This window comes from Dermacoccus sp. Tok2021 (assembly GCF_019895135.1).
In the GTDB taxonomy this organism is placed as follows: domain Bacteria; phylum Actinomycetota; class Actinomycetes; order Actinomycetales; family Dermatophilaceae; genus Dermacoccus; species Dermacoccus abyssi.
In genome coordinates, this window is the sequence record NZ_JAGTHU010000001.1 from 267,880 (window position 1) to 288,049 (window position 20,170).

The 20,170-nt window shown below is 68.9% G+C and carries 17 protein-coding genes, 1 pseudogene and 1 riboswitch; of the genes and pseudogenes, 5 read left to right on the forward strand and 13 right to left on the reverse strand.

Annotated features, from left to right (window positions below; genetic code table 11):
• Nucleotides 1-14: 14 nt before the first annotated feature.
• The 9 genes from K9D12_RS01275 to K9D12_RS01315 all read right to left on the reverse strand — a co-directional run bounded on the left by K9D12_RS01275 (nt 15) and on the right by K9D12_RS01315 (nt 9,455).
• Nucleotides 15-368 carry a hypothetical protein gene (locus K9D12_RS01275; RefSeq protein ID WP_129663570.1) on the reverse strand — a complete coding sequence of 118 codons (354 nt, stop codon included), beginning with the start codon at nt 366-368 and terminating at the stop codon, nt 15-17.
• Nucleotides 365-1,375 carry a YafY family protein gene (locus K9D12_RS01280; RefSeq protein ID WP_225910759.1) on the reverse strand — a complete coding sequence of 337 codons (1,011 nt, stop codon included), beginning with the start codon at nt 1,373-1,375 and terminating at the stop codon, nt 365-367. Before K9D12_RS01280 ends, K9D12_RS01275 begins: the two co-directional genes overlap by 4 nt.
• Nucleotides 1,372-2,409 carry a YafY family protein gene (locus K9D12_RS01285; protein WP_129663568.1) on the reverse strand — a complete coding sequence of 346 codons (1,038 nt, stop codon included), beginning with the start codon at nt 2,407-2,409 and terminating at the stop codon, nt 1,372-1,374. Before K9D12_RS01285 ends, K9D12_RS01280 begins: the two co-directional genes overlap by 4 nt.
• 142 nt (nt 2,410-2,551) lie before the next feature.
• Nucleotides 2,552-2,971 (reverse strand): FKBP-type peptidyl-prolyl cis-trans isomerase, encoded by a 420-nt coding sequence (locus K9D12_RS01290; protein WP_047312839.1) that lies wholly within the window; start codon nt 2,969-2,971, stop codon nt 2,552-2,554.
• A gap of 33 nt (nt 2,972-3,004) precedes the next feature.
• Nucleotides 3,005-4,051: an FKBP-type peptidyl-prolyl cis-trans isomerase gene (locus K9D12_RS15170; RefSeq protein WP_129663566.1), complete on the reverse strand. Its 1,047-nt coding sequence runs from the start codon at nt 4,049-4,051 to the stop codon at nt 3,005-3,007.
• Between the two features lie 78 nt (nt 4,052-4,129).
• Entirely contained in the window at nt 4,130-5,503 is a 1,374-nt protein-coding gene (pafA, locus tag K9D12_RS01300; RefSeq protein ID WP_118912368.1) for a Pup--protein ligase, read from the reverse strand.
• A 51-nt stretch (nt 5,504-5,554) separates the two neighbouring features.
• Nucleotides 5,555-5,752 carry a ubiquitin-like protein Pup gene (locus tag K9D12_RS01305; RefSeq protein WP_129663564.1) on the reverse strand — a complete coding sequence of 66 codons (198 nt, stop codon included), beginning with the start codon at nt 5,750-5,752 and terminating at the stop codon, nt 5,555-5,557.
• A 108-nt stretch (nt 5,753-5,860) separates the two neighbouring features.
• Nucleotides 5,861-7,378, reverse strand: coding sequence for a depupylase/deamidase Dop (gene dop, locus K9D12_RS01310; RefSeq protein ID WP_129663562.1), 1,518 nt, complete (start codon nt 7,376-7,378; stop codon nt 5,861-5,863).
• A gap of 52 nt (nt 7,379-7,430) precedes the next feature.
• A complete protein-coding gene (locus K9D12_RS01315) occupies nt 7,431-9,455 on the reverse strand; it encodes an MFS transporter (RefSeq protein WP_370633432.1) in 2,025 nt (674 codons plus the stop codon).
• 141 nt (nt 9,456-9,596) lie between these two features.
• Between K9D12_RS01315 and K9D12_RS01320 the strand changes: the two genes are divergently transcribed.
• On the forward strand, nt 9,597-9,968 hold the full coding sequence (locus K9D12_RS01320; protein WP_047312834.1) for a DUF3054 domain-containing protein: 372 nt from the start codon (nt 9,597-9,599) through the stop codon (nt 9,966-9,968).
• A 73-nt stretch (nt 9,969-10,041) separates the two neighbouring features.
• Here K9D12_RS01320 and arc read toward each other — a convergent pair whose 3' ends face one another.
• From arc to K9D12_RS01335, 3 genes are all read right to left on the reverse strand, one after another.
• Entirely contained in the window at nt 10,042-11,646 is a 1,605-nt protein-coding gene (arc, locus tag K9D12_RS01325; protein ID WP_047312833.1) for a proteasome ATPase, read from the reverse strand.
• A gap of 157 nt (nt 11,647-11,803) precedes the next feature.
• The gene (locus tag K9D12_RS01330; RefSeq protein ID WP_047312832.1) at nt 11,804-12,946 is read right to left on the reverse strand and encodes a tRNA (adenine-N1)-methyltransferase; all 1,143 of its coding nucleotides are present in this window, start codon (nt 12,944-12,946) and stop codon (nt 11,804-11,806) included.
• Nucleotides 12,947-12,956: 10 nt separating this feature from the next.
• Complete coding sequence (locus tag K9D12_RS01335) at nt 12,957-14,120, reverse strand: site-2 protease family protein (protein ID WP_052947153.1); 1,164 nt, start codon at nt 14,118-14,120, stop codon at nt 12,957-12,959.
• A gap of 69 nt (nt 14,121-14,189) precedes the next feature.
• On the opposite strand from K9D12_RS01335, the pseudogene K9D12_RS01340 reads away from it, so the two are divergent.
• The 4 genes and pseudogenes from K9D12_RS01340 to thiC form a co-directional block, all read left to right on the forward strand.
• Nucleotides 14,190-15,008 (forward strand): annotated as a pseudogene (locus tag K9D12_RS01340) (RecB family exonuclease); the annotation flags it as partial.
• A gap of 230 nt (nt 15,009-15,238) precedes the next feature.
• Entirely contained in the window at nt 15,239-16,384 is a 1,146-nt protein-coding gene (locus tag K9D12_RS01345; RefSeq protein ID WP_223059260.1) for a CE1758 family FMN-dependent luciferase-like monooxygenase, read from the forward strand.
• 32 nt (nt 16,385-16,416) lie between these two features.
• Nucleotides 16,417-17,124, forward strand: coding sequence for a CE1759 family FMN reductase (locus K9D12_RS01350; RefSeq protein WP_047312905.1), 708 nt, complete (start codon nt 16,417-16,419; stop codon nt 17,122-17,124).
• Between the two features lie 94 nt (nt 17,125-17,218).
• Nucleotides 17,219-17,333: riboswitch (TPP riboswitch) on the forward strand.
• An 89-nt stretch (nt 17,334-17,422) separates the two neighbouring features.
• A complete protein-coding gene (gene thiC / locus K9D12_RS01355; RefSeq protein ID WP_047312904.1) occupies nt 17,423-19,288 on the forward strand; it encodes a phosphomethylpyrimidine synthase ThiC in 1,866 nt (621 codons plus the stop codon).
• Nucleotides 19,289-19,449: 161 nt separating this feature from the next.
• Here thiC and K9D12_RS01360 read toward each other — a convergent pair whose 3' ends face one another.
• On the reverse strand, nt 19,450-20,169 hold the full coding sequence (locus tag K9D12_RS01360) for an HAD family hydrolase (protein ID WP_369798823.1): 720 nt from the start codon (nt 20,167-20,169) through the stop codon (nt 19,450-19,452).
• Between the last annotated feature and the right edge of the window lies 1 nt (nt 20,170).

Consider the following 20,170-nt stretch of genomic DNA (forward strand, 5'->3'; position numbering starts at 1 on the left):
ACCCGGTCTGATGGTCAGTCTAGAGGACGACGCCAACTGGCCCACACCTGCGTGTGGTCGTCGAGGCGCTCGTCCTTGTGCCGCTCACGGGCTCTGCGCAGTTGGTCGCGCCAATGGGAGGCGGGCTTGTCCCACGCCAATTCGTCGGCCCCGGAACGAACCACGAGCTCACCGCTCCCCCGTGTGGCCACCGCGGCGCGAGCCTTGTCCGCCTCGTCGCGGGCGGTTTGGGTGCGATCCAGCGCGTCACTCACGGTGCGACCGAAGTCACGTGCGTGGGGCCACACCTTCCACACGCGTCTCGCGAGGTAGGCGAAGGCCACGGCCCAGAAGATCACCCAGAAGATGATCCACGACCACCACGTCACAGCGCCCGCGCCGTCTGGGACGGGTCGACACCGTAGGCCTCGAGCGCGCGGCGAGCCTCGTCGGCGACGTCGTCCGTGAGCGAGGCGGGACGCAGCACGCGGGCGGCACCGCCGAGCTGCAGCAGCAGGCGGCGCAGCCATCGGCCGTCACCCACGTACAGCGTGACGTCGAGATACTCGCCGGAGCGCTCGACGTCGTGGCACGGGTAGTAGTCGGCCACCCAGGCCGCTTCGGGCGCGAGCCTGATGCGAGCGCTCGGGTCGGAGTCGTTGGGGGCGAAGAATCCACGCGAGAGGTCCGTCGTGGCGGCGTCGGTGGGCACCGTTGCGGCAGCGTCGAGCACCTGGACCGACTCCACCCGGTCGAGACGGAACATGCGCACGTCCTGCGCGCGGTGGCACCAGCCCTCGAGGTACCAATGACCCTCGGTGTTGAGCAGCCGCATCGGGTCGACGTCGCGCTCGGTCATCTCGTCACGGGACGGTACGACGTAGCGCAGGTGCACGCGTCGGGAGGCGTCGAGCGCCTCGCGCAGCAGGCGCAGCACCTCGTCGCCGTCGCGTTCGAGGCTGACGCGCACCCGGTTGCTCGGATCGCCGCTCTCCCCCGTCGCCTCGACGAGTTTGGCGAGTGCACGGTCCACGGCGTCGCGTTCGGTGAGGCCGGGAACATCGAGCAACGTGCGCAGACCGACGGTGAGAGCGAGTGCCTCGTCGCGCGTGAAGCGCAGCGGTTTGGCGATCGTGTCGGCGTTGCGCACGTAGACGTAGCCCTCCTCCCATTCGGCCTCGATGAGGTCGTCGGGCATGTGGCCCGGTGTGCCGCACACGAAGAGGAGGGCGAGGTCGGCCTCGATCTGCTTGCGGCTCACGCCGAGGGTGCGTGCCGCCTGCTCGATGTCGATGCCCTGACGGCCCATGAGCCACGGCACCATGGTCAGCAGGCGCGCGAGACGGGTGGTTGCGGCCTCGCCGGAGATCGGCATGGGGGTGGTGGACTCGCTCATACCCGCTCCTCCTGGTGATCCGCAGCGGCGAATGTTGCCTCGCTCGACGTCGCGTCGCTCGTCATCGCCTGCAGCGCGCCCGTCAGGCGGCGGATCACGGCGTCGCGCAGCTCGAGTGGCTGCTCGACGAGCACGTCAGCGCCGAAGGAAGCCACCTCGTCGGCCAGCACACCGAGGTCGGCGTACTCGATGTCGACGAGCTGCCACTCGTCGTCGACGACGCCGACGGTGCGGGCGCGACGCACGAGCGAGTGACCGCGTTCGATGCGCACCCGCAGCACGGCGGGCGCCCAGTCGGCCACGCGCTCGGTGCCGGCGATCATCGAGTGCGCGTCGTGATCGGCGGGCACCTCGTAGCTACCGGGCTTGCCGACCTTGCGCACGGCGCCGTCGATCCGGGAGAGCCGGAAGACGCGGGGTGCGTCACGGTCGGTGTCGAAACCCGTGACGTACCAGTGGCCCCTGCGGTTGGTGACGGTCCAGGGCTGCAGCGAGCGGCGCGTCGACTCTCCCCCACCCTTGCGGTAGTCGAAGGTGATGGCGCACCGCTCCATGACGGCGTCCTTGACGGCCTCGAAGGCGGGCTCGGCCGTGCGGATGCGCGGCTCCAGCCCGACCACGGAAGCGGCGTCGTGCTCGATGTCGAGCGCTTCGAGCTTGCGCAGGGCCGCCGCGGCGGGGCCGGCGAGGCTCGCCTGCTGCCACGCGCGTGAGGCGAGACCGAGGACGGCGAGCTCGTCGGCGTCGAAGTGCAGGTCGGGCAGTTCGTACTCGCGCCGATCGATGCGGTAGCCCGTCTCGTCCTCGAAGAACGTGTCGATGTGCTCGGTGCGCAGCGGGATGCCGAGATCGCGCAACTCGTCCTTGTCGCGCTCGAACATGCGGTCGAAGGCCTCGTCGTTGGGCGCGTCGGCGTACTGACGCACCGCCTGCCGGATGGCCGATTTCGTCAGCGCGCGGCGCGTGTAGAGCAACGCGATGACGAGGTTGAGCAGGCGTTCGGTCTTGGCTTCGGGCGTCGAGCGTGAGGCCACCGCGTGCCACCTTTCTGCCGAGGTCTCGTGACGGCTGCAGGCGCGTCACACCGAGTGAGGATACTCGTTCTTTCGCACACATGTGCGACGAGGCCCCGTTTCCGCGCGTGGCGGAAACGGGGCCTCGTCATGAGTGCTTCGCTCAGCGAATGCCGAACGAGCGACCGGCGCCCGGCTTGTTCGTCGAGACGAGGTCGACGACGAAGATGAGCGTCTCGTTGGGCTTGATCGCGGCGCCCGCGCCGCGCTCGCCGTAACCGAGGTGCGGCGGGATCGTGATCTTGCGGCGACCGCCGACCTTCATGCCGAGCAGGCCCTGGTCCCAGCCCTGGATGACCTGGCCGACGCCGACCTGGAACTCGAGCGGCTCACCGCGGTTCCACGAGGCGTCGAACTCCTCGCCCGTGGACCACGAGACGCCGACGTAGTGCGCCTTGATGATGTTGCCGGGCTCTGCGGTGGCGCCGTCGCCCTCCCAGATGTCCTCGAGGACGAGCTCGCTCGGCGGGTTGTCACCCGGGAAGTCGATCTCCGGCTTTTCGGTGTTCGGGTCGAAGCCCATGTGAATCTCCTTGAGTCCGTTCGTGATGATGCGTCAGTTGGCCGCGAGGATGTCGACGACGAAGACGAGGGTGTCGGTGGGCTGGATGCCCGCCTGCGGGTTGCCCTGAGCGCCGTAGCCGTCGGCCGGCGGCACGACCACGAGCACTCGGCTGCCGACCTTCTTGCCGACCAGGGCCTTGTCCCAGCCCGTGATGACCTGCTTCTTGCCGATGACGAAGACCGACGGGTTGGGCGCGTCGGGGTGCTTGGCCGTGGCGTCGAAGACGGTGTTCTTGCCCCAGATCTGGCCCGTGTAGGTGACCGCGATGGAGTCGCCCGACTTGACGGTGTCACCCTCACCTTCGACAAGCGTCGAGGTCTTGAGTGACGTGGGTGCCTTGGCGCCCTTCGGCATCGTGATGGCCGCCTGCTTGCCCGCACCGGCGGGAACCTTGACGGTCGGCATCCCGGATTCTGCGGGCTTGCTCGTGCCCTTGGCCTCGGTCAGGGGCGTGTCGACACCCTTGATGTCCATGTAGAGCACGAGGTTGTCGTTGGAACCGATGCCGAGGTTCTGGTTACCGGCCTTGCCGAACGCCTGCCCGGACGGCAGGGAGATGACGACCTTCGAGCCTTCCTTCTTCCCCTTCAGCTGGGTGAGGAGGCCCGGGAGGTTGTTGTTGTCGGCCATGTTGAAGCTCGGCACCGTCTCCCCGAACGTCGAACCGAGCGTCTTGCCGGTGGTGCCGTTGACCATGACGAAGTCGGCCTTGACGAAGTCCTTGTCTCCGATGGCCTTGCCCTTGCCCTCGGAGAGCACCTTGGTCGTCGCGGACTTCGTGCCGAAGGGCAGCTTGTCCTTCGCAATGGAGACGGTGGGCTTCTTGGCGTTCTTCGTGTCGACCTTGACGTCGGAGACGTTGCCCTTCGTCGCGGGCGAGGCGAGGCCGGACGACGAGGAGGACGAGGGCGACGACGATGCCGACGAGCTACCGGAGCCCGAACCCGACGAGGAAGCCTTGGACGAGTCGTCGCCGCAACCTGCGAGGAAGACGACCGGGAGGACGGCGAGGGCGAACAGACGCTTGGGGGAAGACACGCAGAAAAGTCCTAGCAGTGGGAAGTGAGTCCGGCCCACGATAACGCGTGGACCTCGCGACGACCTGTGCGTGGGCCGTCACAGAGGCGTGGAGAGGCTGTCGATGAGGCGCTCGACGCGGGCGTCCTCGGCGAGGAACGGGTCCTTGCACATGATGGTGCGCCCGGCCTGGTCGTTGAGCTTGAGGTGCACCCAGTCGACGGTGAAGTCGCGCCCGGCCGCACGGGCCTCGCGCACGAAGTCGCCGCGCAGCTTGGCGCGCGTCGTCTGGGGCGGCGTCGTCACGGCGGCGGCGATGCGCTCGTCATCGACGAGGCGACGCGCGCGCCCGGCCTTCTCGAGCATGCCGAACAGGCCGCGGCCCCGACGGATGTCGTGGAAGGTGAGGTCGAGTTGTGCCATGCGCGGGTCGTCGAGTTCGAGGCCGTGGCGCGTGGCGTAGTCGGTGAGCAGCCGACGCTTGATGACCCACTCGATCTCGGTCTCTACGCTCGAGAAGTCCTGGCTCTCAACGGCGTCGAGAGCGCGCTCCCACAGGTCGAGCACGAGCTCGACGGACGGGTCAGGGTCGCCTTCGCGCTCGACGAACGCCTTGGAGCGTTCGAGGAACAGCCGCTGCATCGCGAGCGCCGTCATCGAGGTGCCGCCTTGGAGGTCGATGACGGCCTGGCCGGTCGGGTCGGCCGAGACGTCACGGATGGCCTTGACCTGGTTGGCCAGGTGCATGCGCGGGAACGACTCCCCTGCCTCGATGAGGCGCAGGACGAGGTGCGCGGCGCCGACCTTGAGCAGCGTCGTCGTCTCGCTCATCGTCGAGTCGCCGACGATGACGTGGAGGCGGCGGAAGCGTGCCGAGTCGGCGTGCGGTTCGTCGCGGCTGTTGATGATGGGCCGTGATCGGGTCGTGGCGCTCGAGAAGCCGTCCCAGATGTGTTCGGCGCGTTGGGTGAGGTTGAAGACGGTGCGTCCGTCGCGCTGCAGGAGCTTGCCCGCGCCGGTGATGAGCTGGCGCGAGACGAGGAACGCGACGAGCACCTCCGAGATGCGGTTCATGTCGGTGCTGCGCTCGAGCAGGAGGTTCTCGTGGCAGCCGTAGGAGTTGCCCGCGGAGTCGGTGTTGTTCTTGAAGACGTAGATCGAGCCCTCGACGCCGTCCTCGGCGAGGCGCTCCTGCGCCTCACTCGTCATGTCGTCGAGGATGCGCTCACCCGCGCGGTCGTGGGCGACGAGGTCGAGCAGCGTGTCGCACTCGGCCGTCGCGTACTCGGGGTGGGCACCGACATCGAGGTAGAGGCGTGAGCCGTTGTCGAGGAAGACGTTGCTCGAACGCCCCCAGGCCACGACCTTGCGGAACAGGGCGCGGCTCACTTCGTCAGGGGTGAGCCGACGCTGGCCGTTCGTGGTCGCGGTGACCCCGAACTCGGTCTCGAGGCCGTAGATGCGGCGTTCCATGGGTGCTCCCGGGGTGCGTGCGAGGTGGAGGTGAGGGGGCTCAGCGAGCCGTCACTCGCCGCCCTTCTGGACGAAGCCGGAGACGAACTCGCTCGCGTTCGACTCGAGGACGCCGTCGATCTCGTCGAGCATCGAGTCGATGTCGCTCGTGTTCGACTCCCGTGTCACCTGGGCCTGACCGGCCTCGTCGGCGCCGTCGAAGTCGTCGCCGCTGCCGCCGCGCTTGCCGAACTGCTGCTGGTCGCTCATCGTGTACTCCTTCGTCGCCGGCCGCGCTCACGCCGTGTGGCCGTGGCGCGTCTGTGGTCGCTTCGCCACCACCCTAGTTCGCCGCAGGGGCGCGGGCAGGGGTAACCCTCAGCGCACCACCTTGTCGTCGCCGACCCGCTCGAGCAGCTCGGCGACGCCCCCGTCGAACCAACCGTCGGTCGAGCCCGCGTCACCGGCGAAGGGCTCGGGCATCGTGACGCGGGTGTAGCTCGACGGCTGCGCGGTGCGGTAGACCATCGCGTCCCAGGACGCCGACGCCACGTCGTCACCAAAGGCCTCGATGCTCTTGCCGCGCAACCACGCTCGCGTGTCGCGGGGCGGTTCGACGACGGCCTGGGCGAGTTCGTCGTCGGAGAACAGGCGGGTGAAACGCCCGCCGCGTTCGAGGGTGTGGAACACGCCCTTGTCGGCGCGAACGTCGGACCACTGGATGTCGAGAGCGCGCAGGCGCGGATCGTCCCAGCCTGTGCCGTGGCGCGCGATGAAGCCCTCCATGACGCTCCTCTTGGCGACCCAGTCGAGATCCTTCGTGAGCGTCATCGGGTCGGCGCGCAGGGCGTCGTGCACGCGCGTCCAGTGCTCGAAGACCTCGCTCGTGGCGTCGGCGATCGGGTCGTTGCCGCGGCGGGTCCACCATGCGTGGGTTGCGTCGCGGTACATCTCGAGCAGGTCGAGGGCCGTGACCGTGCGCCCGTCGACGAGTTCGTACTCCTGCGCGAGCGACACGTCGTGGCTGACGGCGCGCAGGGTCGCCACCGGCTGTTTGACGATGACGCCCGGCAGCGCCTCGTCCTCGAGGGCGCCGATGACGAGGCTCGTCATGCCCATCTTGAGCAGGTTCGCGACGTCGGCGTGGTTGGCGTCGCCGACGATGACGTGCAGGCGCCGGTACTTCGTGTGGTCGGCGTGCGGTTCGTCGCGCGAGTTGACGATCGGGCGGCGCAGCGTGGTCTCGAGGGCGACCTCGGTCTCGAAGTAGTCGGCGCGCTGCGTCAACTGGAAACCGGCACGCTCCGACTCCTGGCCGATACCGACACGACCGCTTCCGGTGATCACCTGCCGGGCAATGAAGAACGGCGTCATGCCGGCGACGACGCGCGCCCACGGCACCTCGCGGCGCAGGAGGTAGTTCTCGTGGGTGCCGTACGAGGCGCCTTGGCCGTCGACGTTGTTCTTGTAGAGCTGCGTTGCGCCGTCCGGGTGCTCCGCGAGGAGTTCGGCCGCGCGACGCATGACGAGTTCGCCCGCTCGGTCGTAGCGCACGGCGTCACGCGGGTTCGAGACCTCCGGCGAGCTGTACTCGGGGTGCGCGTGGTCGACGTAGAGCCGGGCGCCGTTGGCGAGCACGACGTTGGCGAAGCTGGGGTCGGCCTCGTCGGTCAGCTGGCTCTCGTGCGCCACCTCGCGGGCGATGTCGTAGCCGCGCTGGTCGCGCAGCGGCGACTCGTCGCTGTAGTCCCAGCGGCTCTGCGCGGCGTTGAGCCCGACGGCGTCGGCGTAGGCACGCACGACCTGCCCGGACAGCACCATCGGCGTCGTGCGCGTGTCCCCCGGACGCAGGACGCCGTACTCGGTTTCGATGCCCATGATGCGCTGAACGGTCATGGGATCAACCCTAGTGCCGGCCCCATCTCGCGGCGGGGGCCGGCGCGAAACGTCACGCAGTCGCGTTGACGTGCAGACGGTGGCTGCTCGCGAGCTCGAGTTCGATGTCCTGAGGCTGTGTCAGGACGGTGAGGCCACGCGCCGCCGACTCCCCTCGCTCCTCGCAGAGCGCGGTGACGACGTAGCGACCGCTCGGCGGCAGCGACATCTCGAAACGGCCTTCGGCGTCAGTGCGCGTGGCCGCCTGATACTCGCCCGAGTGCTTGAGCAGCGTCACGGGCAGGTCGGCGGGCGGCCCGCCGCTGGAGACGACGGTGCCCGTGAGCAGCAGTGGCCGCGACAGCGTGAACTGCGGCAGCTCCGGTCCCGTGACGTCGACGAACTGCGAGCGCGTGGCCCACCCGTCGGCCGACGCCACGAGGACGTAGTGACCGGCCCCCGGGAGGGCGAGTCGGTAGCGGCCGTCCTCGTCGACGCGGCCCCAGTCGAGGTGGGCGCCGTCGGGGGCGAGGGCTGTGACGACGCCGCGACGCAGGGGACGCCCGCCCAGGTCGGTGAGCACGCCGGAGGCGACGACGTCGCGGTTGTCGCCCGCACGGACATCGCTGCTCGTGGCGCGCGTGGGCGCCTCGGCGCTCGCGGCCCCCTCCTCGCGCGCGGGCACGGCCCGCGGCGCAACGGCTGCCTTGGGCACGAAGCCGGCCACGAGCGCCGACGCCAGCGAGGCGAGTGCAGCCATGACGAAGACCGTCTTGAAGCCGTCGAGTTTCGGCACCTCGTGGCCGGCCAGCGAGAACGACATGCTCGTGAGCACCGCGGCAACGGCGGCCGACGACGTCGAGGTGCCGATCGAGCGCAGCAGCGTGTTGAGACCGTTCGCGGCGGCCGTCTCGGTGATCGGCACCGAGCGCATGATGAGCGTCGGCATCGCCGCATAGGCGATGGCGGTGGCGGCGCTGCACAGCGTCGCACCGAGCACGATCTGCCACACGGAGCCGGTGAGGAACACGCGCATGCCGTAGGCGAGCGCCAGCGTCGTGGCACCGACGATGAGCGTCGTCCGGGCCCCGAAGCGCTTCGTGATGCCGGCGCTCACGGGCGACAGGAAGACCATGGCGAGACCGCCCGGCAGCATCGCGATGCCCGCGGCGATGAGTGAGAGGCCGAAGCCGTAACCGGTGGCTTCCGGCATCTGCAACTGCTGCGTCGTCGTCATCATGTTGGCGTACATGGCGAAGCCGATGAGCAGGGACGCCGCGTTGGTCAGGAGTACGGGGCGTCGGGCCGAGGTGCGAAGGTCGACCATCGGTGAGCGGTGACGCAGCTCCCAGGGCGCCCACGCCGCGAGGATGGCGACGCTTGCGGCGAGCCCGAGGATCACCTTCTCGCTCGTCCATCCCCAGTGTCCGCCCTTCGTGATGGGCACGAGGAGGCACAGCAACGCAGCCGACAGGAGCAGCGCACCGACGAGGTCGAACGAGCCCGATGACTTCACCTTGGATTCGGGCACGACGAGCACGACGCCGAGGAACATGAGGGCGGCCGACGCACCGGAGACCCAGAAAACCATGTGCCAGCTGAAGTGCTCGACGAGGACGCCGGCCAGCGGCAGACCGATGGCGGAGCCGATGCCGAGGGTGGCGCTCATCGTGGCGACCGCTCCCCCGACGCGTTCGCGGGGCAGTTCGTCGCGCAGGATGCTGATGCCGATGGGAATCATCGCGGCGCCCACACCCTGGAGGGCGCGAGCTGTGATGAGGGCGGCGAGACCGTCACCCAGGGCGCCGAGAAGCGATCCGGCGATGACGAACCCGAGCGAGACGAGCATGATGCGCCGCTTGCCGACCATGTCGGCCAGGCGCGCGAGGATCGGCGTTGCCACGGCTCCTGCGAGCAGCGTTGCGGTGACGAGCCAGGCCGCGTTCTCCGCGCTCGTGTCGAGCAACGTCGGCCACTCCGGGATGAGCGGTACGACGAGCGTCTGCTGGAGCGCCACGACCGTGCCGGCCACACACAACACGGCGACGACGAGACTTTGGCGGGTGGATCTCGCCGTTGCGGCGTGGCGGGCGGTCACAGGGCTCCTCATCGGTGGTGGCGTATTGATAATCAATATAAAAGGGTGGGGAGCCCGTGTCATCTCGGCGGGACGGAACGAGGCTCAGCTCACGCTCGGACAGGCCGAAGGCGGCACGAGCGGTCGCGATAGCGTGAGGCCATGCCTGCCGCCCTCGCTCCGGTTCTCGACCTCGTCATCGTTCTCGTCTTCTCGGCCACCGGCCGACGTAACCACGGCGAAACGGGTGCGCTCGAGGGCGTACTGACGACAGCATGGCCCTTCCTCGTGGGCGCCTGCGTGGGGTGGGCCATCGTGCTCGTCGCCCGACGTTCGTTGCTCGCGGGCAAGGCCCTGACGGGCGGCGTCGTCGTGTGGCTCTCGACGATCGTCGTCGGCATGCTGCTGCGTCAGCTCAGCGACCAGGGCACCGCGATCTCGTTCGTCATCGTCTCGCTCGTCTTCAACGGGTTCTTCATGCTCGGCTGGCGTGCCCCCGTCGCTTTCCTCGAGCGTCGCCGCGCCCACGCCTGAGCCGCTCGACAACAGTGAACCTCCCCGACCACGGACGGTCGGGGAGGTTCACTGCGTTCCGGGAAGGCGCCGGTCAGTTCTTGTCGGCGAGGGTGCGGATGTCGACGATCCGCTCGCCGCGACGGCCGGAGATGCGCGCCCAGTCGTCGGGGTTGCTCGTGCCCGGCAGGTCCTCGTTCTCTCGGAACTCGTCGTGGCACGCGGCGAGGACGAACTCGCGCGTGATGCCGCGCTCGCCGTTCGTGATGAGCGCCTTGATGGCGAACTTCTTCGCGCGGTCGACGATGTTTTGGATCATCGCGCCGCTGGCGAAGTCCGCGAAGTAGAGCGTCTCGCGGCTGCCGTCGGCGTACGTGGCCTCGAGATAGGCGTGGGCGTCGTCGCGGGCGTACAACTCCCCCACCGCGGCGTCGATGAGCGCCTCGGCCGTCGCGCCCGCGTCACCGTCGTGCTTGGCGAGTTCGCTCTCGTGGAACGGCAACGCGGCCGTGAGGTACTTGCCGAAGATGTCGCGGCCCGCATCGGCGTCGGGACGCTCGATGCGGATCTTCACGTCGAGACGGCCCGGGCGAAGGATGGCCGGGTCGATCATGTCCTCACGGTTGCTCGCACCGATGACGATGACGTTCTCCAAGCTCTCCACACCGTCGATCTCCGCGAGCAACTGCGGCACGATCGTCGTCTCGACGTCGGAACTCACGCCTGCGCCGCGGATGCGGAACAGCGACTCCATCTCGTCGAAGAAGACGACGACCGGAGTACCCGAGCTCGCCACCTCGCGGGCGCGCTGGAACAGCACGCGGATGTGACGCTCGGTCTCACCGACGTACTTGTTGAGCAGCTCCGGGCCCTTGATGTTGAGGAAGTAGCTCGCCTGGTCGCTCGTGCCCTGGCGCTGCGCCACCTGCTTGGCCAGGGACGCGGCCACGGCCTTCGCGATGAGCGTCTTGCCGCATCCGGGCGGGCCGTAGAGCAGGACGCCCTTGGGCGGGCGCAGGTGGTGTTCGGTGTAGAGGTCGGAGTGCAGGAACGGCAGCTCGACGGAGTCGCGGATCGTCTCGATCTGTCCCGCGAGGCCACCGATGTCGGTGTAGCCGATGTCCGGCACCTCTTCGAGTGCGAGGTCGGCCACCTCGGCCTTCGTCACGCGTTCGAGCACGAAACCGCTCTTCGGTTCGAACAGAAGGGCATCGCCGGGGCGCACCGTGAGCTCGGCCAGCGGGCCGGCGGTGCGCACGACGCGCTCCTCGTCGTTCGACGTGGAGATGAGTAGACGCCCGTCCTCGAGCGTCTCCTTGAGCGTGACGATCTCGCCGGCCTTCTCGAATCCGAGCACCTTCACGATGTTCATGGCCTCGTTGACCATGACTTCCTGGCCGGGGCGAAGGTCCTCGGCCTTGAGGGTCGGCGAGTACGAGACGAGCATCTTGCGGCCCATGTAGAAGATGTCGGCGCTGCCGTCCCCGTGGGCGGCGATGACCGTCGCGTAGTTGTTCGGCGGCTGCGCGAGCCGGTCGATCTCGCTCTTCATCGAGGAGATCTGCTCGCGGGCGTCCTTGAGCGTGCGCACGAGGCGCTCGTTCTGCGCAGAGATGGTCGACAGGTTGGAGCGCAACTGACGCACGTCGGCGTCGGTGGGCTTTGACGTGTCGCTCGGGTCGAACTGCGGGACGCTCATCGCCGCTCGTCCTCCTTCGAAGCCGGGGTGGCGCGTCGAGCGCGCCTTTTCGCCCACCCTATCGAGCAGGGCTCGCCGGGTAGAGCGAACCCCGGCGCCGACGTGCGGCATCCGGGGGTTTCGCTGGGGTCAGCCGACGAACCTCGGCGGGGACGCGTCAGTCCTGGTCGGTGACGACGCCGTCCGTCGCGTCGGCCTCGTCACGCGGCTCGTCGTCGATGGACGCGCCCGACTCGGCTGCGAGCGCCTGCGCGGTCGGGGTGTTCTCGAAGGAGCGCACGAGCTTGCGCATCTTCTTGTCGGAGACGGGGCGCTCGCCGACGGCGTCCGGGGTCCACGCGTCGTCCGGCGTCTGCGGCGGGTTGCCGTTGTCCGTGGCGCCGCCTCCGGCAGAGTCCTCGCCGTAGGCGCCCTTGGCCGGGCGACGCTTGCGCAGCGGGGCCTCGACGCCGTCCGCGAGACGGCGCGTGGAGATGAGGAAGCCGGTGTGGGCGTGCATACGGTGTTCGGGGCGCACCGCGAGACCTTCGAGGTGCCAGCCGCGCACGAGGCTCTCCCATGCCTGCGGTTCGGTGAAGCCACCGTGCTCGCGGGTGGCCTCCGCGACGCGCGACAACTGGGTCGCCGTGGCCACGTAACAGATGAGGACGCCGCCGGGGGCGAGCGCGTCGTAGGCCACCTCGAGGCACTCCCACGGCGCGAGCATGTCGAGCACGACGCGGTCGATCGTGCCGGCCTCCACGGTCTGCGGGAGCATGTCGACGAGGTCACCGATCGTGATGCTCCAGGCCGGGTGGTCGGTGCCGAAGAACTCGCGCGCGTTGCCGGCGGCGATGGCGGCGAAGTCCTCACGACGCTCGAACGAGTAGACACGGCCGTGCTCGCCGACCGAACGCAGCAGCGACATCGACAGGGCGCCCGAACCGACACCGGCCTCGACGACGCGAGCGCCGGGGAAGACATCGGCCATGGTGACGATCTGGCCGGCGTCCTTGGGGTAGACGACGGCGGCGCCGCGCGGCATCGACATGACGTAGTCGGACAGCAGAGGACGCAGGGCGAGGTACTCGACGCCGGCGGTGTTCGTGATGGTGACGCCGTCGGGCGAGCCGATGAGGTCGTCGTGGCGCACGAAGCCGCGGTGGGTGTGGAACTGCTTGCCCGGCGTCAGCGTGATCGTGTGCATGCGGCCCTTGGGGTCGCTGAGCTGGATGCGCTCACCCTCGCGGAAGGGGCCGCGGCGGTACTCGGCTCCCGTGGGTGCGGCGGGAAGGTCGGACGGGCGATCGGCGTCGGTCATGCCGAGAAGTTTAGGTGGTACGCAGGTCGCGGCCTTGCGCTCCCGCGTGCGCCTGCAGGGCGCGCTCGAGATCGCTGAGCAGGACGACGCCGATGACCTGCTCGCCGTGCGGCGGCGCGGCGGCCGGCGCGGGCTGCGTGACGACGACGAGCTGCGGCGTCGTGTCGCCCTCGAAACCCGGCAGGACGGCGGTGATGTCAGCCTGGGTGTCGGCGACGATGGCGGTGGCGCCGGAAACGATGGCTTCGGCGATCGCACTGGCCGGCACGCGGTCACGCTGTTCCAGCGGAACCCGCACGTGAGCGCCGGGCGGGACGACGGCGACGGGTTCGTTGGAAGCTCCGAGCAGGACGACGGGGTCCGGCCCCTCGGGGAGTGCCGAGACGGGCGTGTCGGCGGCGGCTGACACTGCCGGGCGCATCACCTGGGCCACTCGGATGCCGGAGAGGAATTCCCGGTTCGTGCCCACGGTGACGGCGGTGCTGGCACCTCGCCACAGGAACATGGCGATGAGCGCGAACCACATGAGGTTCCACGTCGAGCCCTCGCCGCGAAGCACCGGCACGAGGGCCCAGAGCACGACGGCGACAGCGACGATTCGGCCGCACCAGCCCGCGGCCTTCATGCCCTTGGCCCGGCTACCGGTGACCTTCCACACGAGGGCGTCGACGATGAACCCGCCGTCGAGAGGCAGCCCGGGCAGGAGGTTGAACAACCCGACGAAGCCGTTGCTGAAGGTGAACGCGAGCAACAGCAGATGGCCCGCGCCGTCACCGCTCGACTGGGTGAGGGCGAACCATCCGGCGCCGGCGAGGACGAGGTTCGTCAGGGGCCCGACGACGGCGACGAGCGCCGAGTGCCCGGGTGTCGCGTCGGGTGAGTCGTAGGCCGTGTGGCCGCCCCACAGGTCGGCGACGATGCGGTTGACGCGGTAACCACAGGCCTGGCCGACGACGGCGTGAGCAGCCTCGTGCGCGAGCACGCTGACGAGCAGGAGCACGGCGTACGCGGCCGCGAGCAGGTAGGCGCCGGCTCCCCATTCGGGGTGCAGTCGGGCGACCTGCGGGCCGAAGAGCGCGACGATGACGAGGGCGATGATCGGCCAGGATCGGCCGATGTAGACGGGCACGCCGCGCAGCGTGGCGATCTTGAGACCCGGGGACGTCGACGGCATGAGGAAAGCCTAGGCGGCGTGGCTCGGCGTCGCTCGGGCGGTGTGAGTTACGCGCGATAGGCTCGCCGAATGGTCGCCGCGCTGTCCCCCTCACGAGCGTCCGATTTCATGCAGTGCCCGCTGCTCTACCGCTTCCGCGTCATCGACAAGCTACCCGAGCCGCCGAGCCCGGCCGCGGCGCGCGGCACGCTCGTCCATTCGGTGCTCGAGCGCATCTTCGACGTCGAGGCGCCGCAGCGAACACTCGAGCACGCGCTCTCCCTCGTCCCGCACGCGTGGGAGGACATGCTCGCCGAAGAACCCGAACTCGCCGAACTCGCGGGCGGCACGCCCCACGACCTCGCGACGTGGTTGCGCGACGCCGAGAAGCTCGTCGAGAAGTGGTTCGACCTGGAGAACCCGCAGCACCTCGAACCCGCCGAACGCGAGCTCTACGTCGAAGCCGACCTCGACGGCCTCACCCTGCGTGGGTACATCGACCGGCTCGACGTAGCACCCGGCGGGCAAATCCGCGTCGTCGACTACAAGACGGGGCGCTCACCGTCGGAGCTCTTCGAGGGCAAGGCCCTGTTCCAGATGAAGTTCTACGCGCTCGTCATCTGGCGAACTCGAGGCGTCATGCCGCTCATGCTCCAGCTCGTCTACCTCGGCAACAGCCAATTCGTGCGCTACCAACCCGACGAGGACGACCTGCGGGCTCTCGAGCGCAAAATCACGGCTCTGTGGCGAGCCATCGAGCGCGCCGCGCAGACGGGTGACTGGCGTCCACGCAAGTCGTTCCTCTGCGGCTGGTGCGACCACAAGGCGCTGTGTCCCGCCTGGGGCGGCACTCCCCCGCCGCTGCCCGACAATGCCGGCGTGCTCGCCCTCGACCCGCACTCGAGCGCCGACCTGGGAGATGTCGACGGCGACTTACGGCCAGCCCTTCAGCGTGTGATGGAGTCGTGCGGACTTGCTCCGCCGGACGTCGTACGCGGTCGGAAGGTTCGTGGCTCGGTGGTGGACGCCCGCGGACGACAAGGGCGCGCCCCCCGTCCGCGTTGTCGCTCCGGGGAATAGAACTCGACCGGGCGCCGTTCCTGGAGTAGTTTCACTTTCAACTACTTCGGATGGTCGTCATGCAGTTCGGAATCTTCACGGTCGGCGACGTCACGACGGACCCGACGACGGGTCGCACGGTCAGCGAGCACCGGCGCATCAAGAACACCGTCGAGATGGCCAAGGTCGCCGACGAGGTCGGTCTCGACGTCTTCGCCACCGGTCAGCACCACAACCCGCCCTTCGTGGCCCCCGCCGGCCCGCCCGTCCTCATGGGCAACCTCGCCGCGGTGACGAAGAACATCATCCTGTCGACCGCGACGACGCTCATCACGACGACGGACCCGGTGCACATCGCCGAGGACTACGCCTACGCGCAGCACCTCGCCGACGGGCGCGTCGACCTCATGCTCGGACGCGGCAACACCGGACCGGTCTACCCCTGGTTCGGCAAGGACATCCGTGAGGGCATCCCGCTGGCCATCGAGAACTACGCCCTGCTGCGCAAGCTGTGGAGCGAGGAGAACGTGACGTGGGAGGGCAAGTTCCGCACGCCGCTGCAGGGCTTCACCTCGACCCCGCGTCCGATGGACGGCGTCGCGCCGTTCGTCTGGCACGGTTCGATCCGCAGCCCCGAGATCGCCGAGCAGGCCGCCTACTACGGTGACGGCTTCTTCCACAACCACATCTTCTGGCCGCCGGAGCATGCGGCTCAGATGGTGCGCTTCTACCGTGAGCGCTTCGAGCACTACGGTCACGGTCGCGCGGAGGACGCCATCGTCGGTCTAGGTGGTCAGGTGTTCATGGCTGACTCGAAGTCGAAGGCGATGGAGACCTACCGTCCGTACTTCAACAACGCCCCGGTCTACGGCGGCGCCGCCTCCCTCGAGGACTTCACGACGCAGACGCCGCTGACGGTGGGTACCCCCGACGAGGTCATCGAGCGCACGCTCGGCTTCCGCGAGTACGTCGGCGACTACCAGCGCCAGCTGTTCCTCGTCGACCACGGCGGCATCCCTCACCAGGAGGTGCTCAATCAGATCGAGCTGCTCGGCACGAAGGTCGTCCCGGTGCTGCGCGAGGAGTTCGCCAAGCGCCGCGCCGCCGGTGTGCCGGACGCCCCGACGCACGCCTCACTCGTCGCCGCCGCCGGTGGCGCGAAGGTCGAGGACGAGACGCGCGTCTCCCGTGACGAGGTCACCGGCTCGCGCGCCGAGGACCGCTGAGCGAGATTCACGACCCGAGAAAGGCAGTGGACATGAGCGAGAACAAGACGCTCGTCGTCGTCAGCGGCGGCCTGAGCGAGGAGTCGACGACGCACCGTCTGGCCGACGGTCTGACGAAGGCCGTCGTCACCCGGGCCGATCAGGCCGGTCTGACGACGGATGTCGTGCGTATCGACGTGCGTGACCTCTCGCAGGAGATCGCGTCGGCGTCGCTGACCGGCTTCGCCACGGGCCACCTCGACGAGGCGTACGAGGCCCTGGGTCGTGCGGATGCCGTCATCGCGGTGACGCCGACGTACAAGGCGAGTTACACGGGTCTGTTCAAGGGCTTCTGGGACGTGACGCCGGACGGCGTGATGGCGGGCGTGCCCGTCGTCGTCGCCGCCACCGGCGGCACGGCCCGGCACTCGCTCGTCACGGACTTCGCGTTGCGCCCGCTGTTCGCGTACATGAAGGCGCTCGTCATGCCGACGGCCGTCTACGCCTCGCCCGACGACTGGGCCGGGCGAGGCCTGGAAGCGCGTGCGAGCGAGGCTGCCGATGAGTTGACGCAGCAGCTAGAGCGCGGGCTCGGCGGAGCGGACGTGGCGGTGAACGGCAGTTCTGAGGCGCGCTCGTCCAAGGTTGAAGAAGCGCCGAGAACATCGTCGAAATCGTTTCGTACGCTTGCCGATACGCGCAATCGGGCGCGCGATCCGTTCGTCGCGGTGCCGACGATGGAAGAGATGTTGCGCGGCTGAGCACGACTCGTGACCGGAAGGGGTCCGTCAGGTTCGTCATGAACCTGACGGACCCCTTCGTCACGTTCGTCTGCCGGGATGTGCCATAGTCGGAAGCGTCCTTCGTGGGAGTCCTGAGAACAGGGCTGAGAGGGAGCTGATACTGCTCCGACCGCTACCCGACCTGACCCGGATCATGCCGGCGCAGGCAGCCAAGGAGACCTCGTGGTCGCTCATCCTCCGTTCGGTGCCGACGTTCGTCGACATCTGTTGCGTGGGGTCTTGCCGTGCCTTCGCCCGATCCGAAGGAGGCACCATCATGACGACGTTCAACTCCCGCGAGCTCGCGGCCACCACCGACCGAGCAGCCACGTCGCCGACGTCGGCCCCCGTTCAGACGCGCGCAACCACCCCCGCTGACGGATCGGACGCTCGCCGGAAGCAGTACCGCGACGCGGACGGCCTGCGCGTGCCCTACACCGAGGTCATCCTCGACAACTCCCCCGGCACCGGCGCGGCCAACGCTCCCGTCGAGCTGTACGACACCTCCGGCCCGGGCAGTGACCCCGAGGTCGGGCTGCCGCCGCTGCGCGCCGAGTGGATCGCCGAGCGCGACGACGTCGAGACCTACGCCGGTCGGGAACGCACCCTGCTCGACGACGGCCGCTCGGCCGTCCGACGCGGTGAGGCGAGCCGCGAGTGGCGCGGCGAACGTCGCGCACCGCTGCGCTCCAAGGGCGGTGCCGTCGTCACCCAGATGCACTACGCCCGCAGGGGATTGATCACCCCCGAGATGCGATTCGTCGCCGCCCGCGAGAACTGCGCCGTCGAACTGGTGCGCAACGAGGTCGCCGCCGGGCGCGCGATCATCCCGGCCAACGTCAATCACCCGGAGAGCGAGCCGATGATCATCGGGCGCCGCTTCCTCGTCAAGGTGAACGCGAACATAGGCAACTCGGCCGTGACGTCGTCGATCGCCGAGGAGGTCGACAAGCTGACGTGGGCTACGACGTGGGGCGCCGACACCGTCATGGACCTGTCGACCGGTGACGACATCCACACGACGCGTGAGTGGATCATCCGCAACTCCCCCGTCCCGATCGGCACTGTGCCGATCTACCAGGCCCTCGAGAAGGTCAACGGTGAGGCCGACAAGCTGACGTGGGAGATCTTCCGCGACACCGTCATCGAGCAGTGCGAGCAGGGCGTCGACTACATGACGATCCACGCCGGCGTGCTGCTGCGCTACGTGCCGATGACGGCCGAGCGCATCACGGGCATCGTCAGCCGCGGCGGCTCGATCATGGCCGGCTGGTGTCTCGCGCACCACGAGGAGAACTTCCTCTACACCCACTTCGACGAGCTGTGCGAGATCTTCGCCCGCTACGACGTCGCTTTCTCCCTCGGTGACGGACTGCGCCCCGGCTGCACCGCCGACGCCAACGACGAGGCGCAGCTTTCCGAGCTGCGCACCCTCGCCGAGCTGACGAAGCGGGCATGGCAGTTCGACGTTCAGGTCATGGTCGAGGGCCCCGGGCACGTGCCGCTCGACCTCGTCGAGGAGAACGTGCGCCTGCAGCAGGAGTGGTGTGACGGCGCGCCGTTCTACACGCTCGGCCCGCTCGTCACCGACGTCGCACCCGGCTACGACCACATCACCTCCGCAATCGGCGCGACGACGATCGCGATGGGTGGCACCGCGATGCTGTGCTACGTCACGCCGAAGGAGCACCTCGGGCTGCCGAACCGTGATGACGTCAAGACCGGCGTCATCACGTACAAGCTCGCGGCGCACGCCGCCGACGTCGCGAAGCGCCACCCCGGCGCGCGGGCGTGGGATGACGCGTTGAGCAAGGCGCGCTTCGAGTTCCGTTGGAACGACCAGTTCAACCTGTCGCTCGACCCCGACACCGCGCGCGAGTTCCACGACGAATCGCTGCCCGCCGAGGCGGCGAAGACGGCACACTTCTGCTCGATGTGCGGGCCGAAGTTCTGCTCGATGCGCATCAGCCAGGACGTGCGCCACCGCTTCGGTGACGCCGGCGCCCAGCAGCGCGTCGTCAGCGAGAGCGAGGCCCGTGAGGGCATGCAGCAGATGTCGAAGACGTTCGTCGAGCTCGGACGCAGCGTCTACGTCGAACCCGACACCGCCCACGCCTTGGCAACCCCCACGCCCCAGGACTGACGGGTTCGCAACGGTGGGGGGTGAAGCAACTCGACTCCGCCCCTCACCGACTCTTGTCTCCGCCCCATCTGCGATCTACGTCCACATTCGCGAACGGCGTACCCATCTGCGCTTTTCGGTCACATTCGCCTGTGCCACGGCCTGCCGGGGCGGCTCGAGCGTCAGCCCGTCGCGCGAGCTTGCTCCGCCAGACGCGGCAGGTCGTCGAGGCTGACGGCGGCGAGGTCGGGGACGACGACGAGGCCGTCGAGCTGCGGGATCTCGACGAGGTGCGGCACGGCGAGCGTCGGCACCCCGGCCGCGACGGCGGAGCGCACGCCGGTGGCGGAGTCCTCGATCGCGACGCACTGCTCGGGCGCGAGCGCGAGGTCGTGTGCGGCCCGCAGGTACGGCTCCGGGTGCGGCTTGCCGTGTTCGACCATGTCGCCGGTGACGACGACTTCGAACGTCCCCGCAGGCAGGGAATCGACGAGAACCCGGGCGAACGACTCGTACGACATCGTGACGAGGGCGCACGGTAGACCCGCGTCGCGCGCCGCGAGCAGGAGCTCGCGGGCCCCCGGTCGCCACGGCACGTGCTCACGCAGCTTGACGACGACACGTTCGAGCAGGGCGTCGACGATCTCCTCCGGCGTGAGGGGAATGCCGGTCTGTTCCTTGATGATGCGCCCCGAGACGATGAGCGCGTTGCCGACCAGTTGGAACGCCTGGGCGTCGCTCCACGTGCCGCCGTGCGACTCGATGAGGTCGTTCTCGGCCTCCATCCAGTACGGCTCGGTGTCGATGAGTGTTCCGTCCATGTCCCATAGCACGCCGTGAGGCCTCGTCGGGGCGTGCGTGACACGCTGCTCGAGGCGCGTGAGGTGGGGCGTCGGGTTCACG